Consider the following 5,831-nt stretch of genomic DNA (forward strand, 5'->3'; position numbering starts at 1 on the left):
ATTTGACTGGAAACGTTGACGGCAAAAGCATTTTTGCCAATCAGATTTTTGGCGAAGGTATTGGCTTATTATAAATACTTGTTTAAAATTTAGATTTGACATCTTTGACAATATATATACAAGCATTCGGATGTTTAATTAGTGCATTTGTTTTAAATATTACTTTTGTACTAAATTATAATTGCTAAATGCACTTTTAAGCTAAAGAATCTGTATTGATTAATACAAATTTGATGTGTTTACCCTGATAAATTTAAGTGAGTGCTACCTATTTAAAAATAAGAAGCTTTAGTTACAACTCCAATCTAAAATTCAGGAGAAACCAATGTCTAACATGATTAATGGTAAAATTTCTGTGATTCTTGCTAGCACAATGCTTGCTATCACTGGTGGGACTTTATCCGCATCAGCTATTGTATCAAACACAATCGGTCAACAAATAGGTGGACAGCAAGGTAAAAGTCAGACTGTGCCAACGACTTCTCTAAGTGGTTCTAAATTTCAAATTGCTCAGACTGCCGCTGGGTATTGTGTCGTATCAGTGCAACCAGGTAGATTACTTAATGTTCGCCAACAACCTAGCACTCGCAGTAAAGTTCTTCGCTTATTGAAAAACGGCACTAAAGTTGCTCTAGGAGTTACTGATGGCAGTGAAGGAAAGAATTGGACAAGAATTATTTCTCCTATCGATGGGTATGTTACAATTGCTAATCTGAAAAATTGCCGCACACGTGGTTAAGGTTTAAAATTTCTATAACTATAAAGAGCGCTGAATAAATTTTGTTATTACAGCGCCTTTCAATTAACACTACAAAAACACCACTTACTGTCACCGCTAAAACTGAGGGGACAAATGGCAACCATAACCCTTGTAGAAAAATACAAAGTATGCTTACTCCATAAAGAATTATAACTGTAGCTACTATGGCGCCTCCTTTATACTCTTGACGTAGGCACCAAACAATTAAACTAGATACTAGCGACCATCCCCATATGCAGAGAATATCACCCCAGTCAGGCAAAACCCAAAGTGTTGCTGCTCTTTCACCTGAAACAGCATTTAGAATTTGACTAACTACTTGTGATTGTATAAAAACACCTGGTTGTGGTTCGTAATTTGGCTGAATAAAACTATAAGGAGTTGCCCAGACATCCCTAGCAGTATTAGCAGTTACTCCAATAATAACTATTTTATCTTTGAATGAATTAGAATCTACTCTGCCGTTTAGTACATCTTGTATATCTATACTTTTGGTTCTTCAGTAGTTGTTATGCTAAATTGTTAAATCCAGATGTAAATTACTATTAATTTTTAGTCGTTCATTCCCATCTACCCATAAAGTCAACCACGGATATTCACTCATTACTCCATTTCAAGCATCAATTCTTTGCTGTGTGGGTGGATGAGTACTATTAGCTGTATAGTCTTGCGGCAAACGAGAAAGTAATTTAAATACTCGTAAACCTCCATTGACATCGTAACCTGCTTTACTCGTGTATTTATAACCAACTTCATCAGCTTGAAATTCTTGTTGACGACTTAATGCTTGTAGTGCATTATCAAACTCTTGTTTTTATGAATAAGAATTCGCTGCTTGATTACATCTTTTTTGGCTGTTGATATTGGTTTATCAGATTTGCGCCTTTCTGCTATAATCCAGTTAGTAAATTCTTCTTCTGCTTCTTTCAATAATCTATCTTTTAAACTAGACTCAAGTTCAATTTACGGTAAGTTCTATTGTTTGAACCCCTTCATAGGAAACTACGGTTTTATGTACGTATAATTACGCAGTTAGTGAAATATTTTTTTTGATTTAGTTGAAGAATAGTATGATGCTATGTGGCGCCTGCCCTGCAAGGAAATTTTGGATGTTTTTGATTTGGAAATAATGGTGAGTTTGGCGCCTAACATTATGTGCGGTTGTGGCCGCCTTACGTAAAATAATTGGTATTGAAAAATGGGTAGTGTCAGGACATTCTTGGGGTGCAGATGTGGTGCTTGCTTATGCTCTTACATACCCTACGTGTACTAGTGGTATTATTTACCTCTGTGGTCGAGGGTTACAAAATGACAATGATTGGAAAGATGCTTATCAATACTCCTATACGTCGAAAACCTACAAGAAGCGATAATCAAATTTAAGTAAAAGCTAATGCTTAGATAACCATTGTTCAATAAGTTCTGCGACAACATCACTCATTTGTCGGTCTTGAGATAGAGCAGCAGCTTTCAAAAGCTTATGTAGCTGTTTTGGTAAGTAAACAGTTGTACGAATATAGTTCGGGTCTGTACTCTTACTCTTAAGACCTAATTTATCTTCATTATTTTCATTAATATTGATATTTATAGATGTAGACTCTGTGTCGCGCTGCTGACGACTACGTGCTGCATCAATTAAATCATCAAAACGACTTCCTTTCTTTTTACCACTCATATTTCTTTACTTCTTTACTTAGTTACAAATTTCTTTCCCTACTTCTACATAACTTCTCCACGCTCTGAGCGCGTATGAGTCTTTTACTGCGTTTACAGGAACTCCCTCTAACGCTGCATCTTGAAATACACTTAGGCGCCTGATACCTGTTTGAAATAATGGTACTCCTATACTTTCCAAAGTCGCGCGCGCTTCTTCTCCTGCTTTATTTGGATGTGGTGGAATCATAGTTAGTAAAACTTTATACTTTGTTCTAATTCCTTTGAGGGCGCCGACCATCTGTAAGGTAGCGGCCATTGCCATAGCATCAGGAGCAGTTGGAATAACTAGTAAATCACACCCGCGCGCTAACGTTTTTAGTTCGTTAGCTGGTGGACGTGCTGGAGTATCAATAACAATATGCTCGTAAATTGGCGCCAAATTTACTCCTTGTTCAGAGGAAGCTACTTTAAAGGGCAAACTACCACGGTTTGACCAGTCTAATGAACAACGGTTTAAGTCACCGTCGATTAATAGCGTATCAGCTTTAGTTTGTAGGTATGTAGCTAAATGCAGTGCAGTTGTTGATTTTCCAACCCCACCTTTAAATGCTGCTACTGTAACAATCATGGTTTTTACGTATTTACGCAGTCGATAATACCAGATTCTACATCTGTATGTATAGATGTTTAGATATTTAAATGTTTATATTTTTTATATGGCATCTAGATGTTTATATGTTTAAACATCTAAATTGACTATATTAACTAAGATTGAACTCGTACAACTGGTTACGTCAAAGAAGCTTGAACTGTAAATTCCTCCAACCCGGTGGTAGATGTGGAGTTTCAACGACAGGTCTTGTTTCAGTTAGATGTACACCTGCAAAACCGAAAACTACTGCTTGCCACACTCCCCAGTACAAGTGGCATGAATTCCTTTACTAGTATTATCTCGGAGGTTCTTTAAATCTACCAGCGCTGTTTCCAATTTATAGGTAATCGATATAATATTTTTGCTTCATACGTAGTTCTTTAATACCCGTTCAACAGTTAGCCATATTCATTGCAATTTAAAATTTAATGCTCTTTTTATATACCATAATACTTTACTAATTACAATCTTTGTTACAAAACTTTGCGTCGTGTTCTCGGACATTACGAGATGGTAGCATCGGCACTTCCTCAATGGTGCGTCAAAGCACATGATTTTTCATTTTATTGAAGACCGTAATAGCTTTGACGCACCCTACACCCCGAATTTAATTGCCATCTAGATGTTTAGATGCTTAGATGTTTTAAATTTATTATTTTTCACAGATAAATTACGTAGTAATAAATTATCGCTAATCTTCACCGCTTGACATTTTAGGCGCCTAAACCAATATTTATAAAAAGCCTAGGCTGACATAAAGTATAAATATATACATAAGATTTGATTAATGAATTTATACTATACATTTGTGTAAATAACGCTCTTTATGCTCAAAAGGATTGCTCTTAAGGATTATTTTTGATTTTACAATTGCACTATAGCCTGCATTAAGTACAATTATAGTTACTGTACTATGAGTAAAATTGAAATGGTTTATTACCAAACGTATAAGGATTACAAATAATGAAAGTTTTTAAAAGAGCGATTAAACCGGAAAATTATATATGCTTCCTCCATATTTACTCAACCACTTGGGGGACTGCGGGTGATATCTGCCTAGTTCGTGAATCTGTAGCTGAATCCAGTGTATCAAAATTTATAGGGCATAAGCTGCGGTTGGCAATACCCAAGGGGAAGGAAAATCATCGCTTGGCAGGTTGTCCAATAATCAAAGTTGCTGGACATGTGGGTGAAGGACATCCTAAAGATAAACAGTCTGAGTGGGAGATTTATGAAGGTGTAGATAGAGAACTAGCGCTAGCAGCTATGAAACCTTGGAATTTTAAGTTAATTGACCCATCAAGCGACTAATTAACTCAAGTTCATTCCCTTTATCCTAAGTGGCGCCTGTCGATGGTACTGTTGATTGTAATTATCTATTAGTACCTTCCACTTACAAAGCACCTCTAAACTTAGTTACTTGATACTCACCATCAACTAATTCATATAATTTGATATAATTCATAAATTAATAACTCCCGCTTGTTTCGGATTATCTATAAACTTTCTAGCACCAAGTGCAGCATAATCTATAATCTAAATTCAATACTCAGGAATTTTCATCGCTTCGTAATTCCCTAACTTAGTATAATAGTCATCCTCCCAATTTGTGCTTACAACTTCAATTATTAAGGGTATTGACGATTTTTTCTATCAATTAACCAACCAAGTTGTATCCGTAATCCAGCACCTTTACATTTGCTGTAACTAAATTCACAAATAAAATATATTTTGTACTCATAAAATAAAAATAAGTCTCTTAGAATACAAAATAACTAAGAACCGTTTCAGTGCATTTATGTTCGATAACACTTGTAAATTCCTGGCTGAAAACTTTCCATCGGATTTTGCGACTTGGCTACTAGGAAAACCAGTAATACTTGCAACAATAAGTCCGACAGAACTATCTTCAGAACCAATCCGCGCGGATTCACTCTTATTAATGGAGTCCGAAAACTTAATTCTTCATACTGAGTTTCAAACTTTACCTAAAGAAGACATTCCTTTTCGCGTCACAGATTATCGCTTACGTGGATATCGTCGCTCTCCTGATAAGCGCATGTTTCAGGTAGTCATTTATCTACAAAAAGTTACAAGTAAAAAAGATTTAAAACTTGTTAAAATAGACAAATTTAAATTAGAAAACACAACCCATCGATTTAACGTTATCCGTCTTTGGGAACAGCCACCAGAATTGTTTCTCAACAATCCAGGCTTGTTACCCTTTGCGGTTTTAAGCGATACTACTAATAAAACTAGCACATTGCAGCAAGTCGCAACTCAAATCGACAACATTAGTAACAAAAGGATACAAAGTAATATAATAGCATCTACAGCTATTCTTGCTGGGCTAGTATTAGATAAAGAAGTTATTCAAAATTTACTAAGGAGAGACGCCATGCGCGAGTCAGTTATTTATCAGTCTATTATGCAGGAAGGTCGAGAAGAAGGTCGAGAAGAAGGTCGAGAAGAAGGTCGAGAGGAAATAAAGCAACAAATTGTTGCCAACTTATTGAAAGAAGGAGCTTCTATTGACTTGATAGCTAAAGTGACTAGTCTAACAGTAGAGCAAATTCAACAAATACAAGCATCTAAACAAGAGTAATGCTTGAGGCACCTGAAAGCTTCCAAAATTATCACCATCGTTAATATTAGCAGCTTTCAGGCGCCATTCTCACCATTTGGTAAAAATTTCAGGTTTAATACCAATTTAATATGAAGCTGCATAGAAAAGTGCTTCTAAAATAAAGTTGTAAGAGGAGA

Annotated in this window: 6 protein-coding genes and 3 pseudogenes; 4 read left to right on the forward strand and 5 right to left on the reverse strand. The window is 35.8% G+C overall.

Features of this window, described 5'->3' with window-relative positions:
• The first annotated feature begins 325 nt into the window (after positions 1–325).
• The gene (locus tag AC2JBO_RS42315; protein ID WP_496959617.1) at positions 326–739 is read left to right on the forward strand and encodes an SH3 domain-containing protein; all 414 of its coding nucleotides are present in this window, start codon (positions 326–328) and stop codon (positions 737–739) included.
• Here AC2JBO_RS42315 and AC2JBO_RS42320 read toward each other — a convergent pair.
• Positions 708–1,247: a CHASE2 domain-containing protein gene (locus AC2JBO_RS42320; RefSeq protein WP_496959622.1), complete on the reverse strand. Its 540-nt coding sequence runs from the start codon at positions 1,245–1,247 to the stop codon at positions 708–710. The genes AC2JBO_RS42315 and AC2JBO_RS42320 overlap by 32 nt on opposite strands.
• A gap of 126 nt (positions 1,248–1,373) precedes the next feature.
• A pseudogene (locus AC2JBO_RS42325) lies at positions 1,374–1,493 on the reverse strand (M48 family metallopeptidase); the annotation flags it as partial.
• A gap of 427 nt (positions 1,494–1,920) precedes the next feature.
• Between AC2JBO_RS42325 and AC2JBO_RS42330 the strand changes: the two are divergent.
• Positions 1,921–2,133: pseudogene (locus AC2JBO_RS42330) on the forward strand (alpha/beta fold hydrolase); the annotation flags it as partial.
• A 17-nt stretch (positions 2,134–2,150) separates the two neighbouring features.
• Here AC2JBO_RS42330 and AC2JBO_RS42335 read toward each other — a convergent pair.
• Together AC2JBO_RS42335 and AC2JBO_RS42340 are read right to left on the reverse strand one after the other, a co-directional pair.
• Positions 2,151–2,435, reverse strand: a complete 285-nt coding sequence (locus tag AC2JBO_RS42335) for an RH3 domain-containing protein (RefSeq protein ID WP_496959618.1) — start codon at positions 2,433–2,435, stop codon at positions 2,151–2,153.
• A gap of 18 nt (positions 2,436–2,453) precedes the next feature.
• Positions 2,454–3,044, reverse strand: coding sequence for a ParA family protein (locus AC2JBO_RS42340; RefSeq protein ID WP_496959619.1), 591 nt, complete (start codon positions 3,042–3,044; stop codon positions 2,454–2,456).
• Positions 3,045–4,031: 987 nt separating this feature from the next.
• Here AC2JBO_RS42340 and AC2JBO_RS42345 point away from each other — a divergent pair.
• Positions 4,032–4,379, forward strand: a complete 348-nt coding sequence (locus AC2JBO_RS42345; RefSeq protein WP_496959620.1) for a hypothetical protein — start codon at positions 4,032–4,034, stop codon at positions 4,377–4,379.
• Between the two features lie 88 nt (positions 4,380–4,467).
• On the opposite strand, the pseudogene AC2JBO_RS42350 reads toward AC2JBO_RS42345, so the two are convergent.
• Positions 4,468–4,718: pseudogene (locus AC2JBO_RS42350) on the reverse strand (Uma2 family endonuclease); the annotation flags it as partial.
• A gap of 148 nt (positions 4,719–4,866) precedes the next feature.
• Between AC2JBO_RS42350 and AC2JBO_RS42355 the strand changes: the two are divergent.
• The gene (locus tag AC2JBO_RS42355) at positions 4,867–5,673 is read left to right on the forward strand and encodes an Rpn family recombination-promoting nuclease/putative transposase (RefSeq protein ID WP_496959621.1); all 807 of its coding nucleotides are present in this window, start codon (positions 4,867–4,869) and stop codon (positions 5,671–5,673) included.
• Positions 5,674–5,831: the final 158 nt, after the last annotated feature.

Source organism: Calothrix sp. CBUCES-K 9914, from assembly GCF_059640475.1.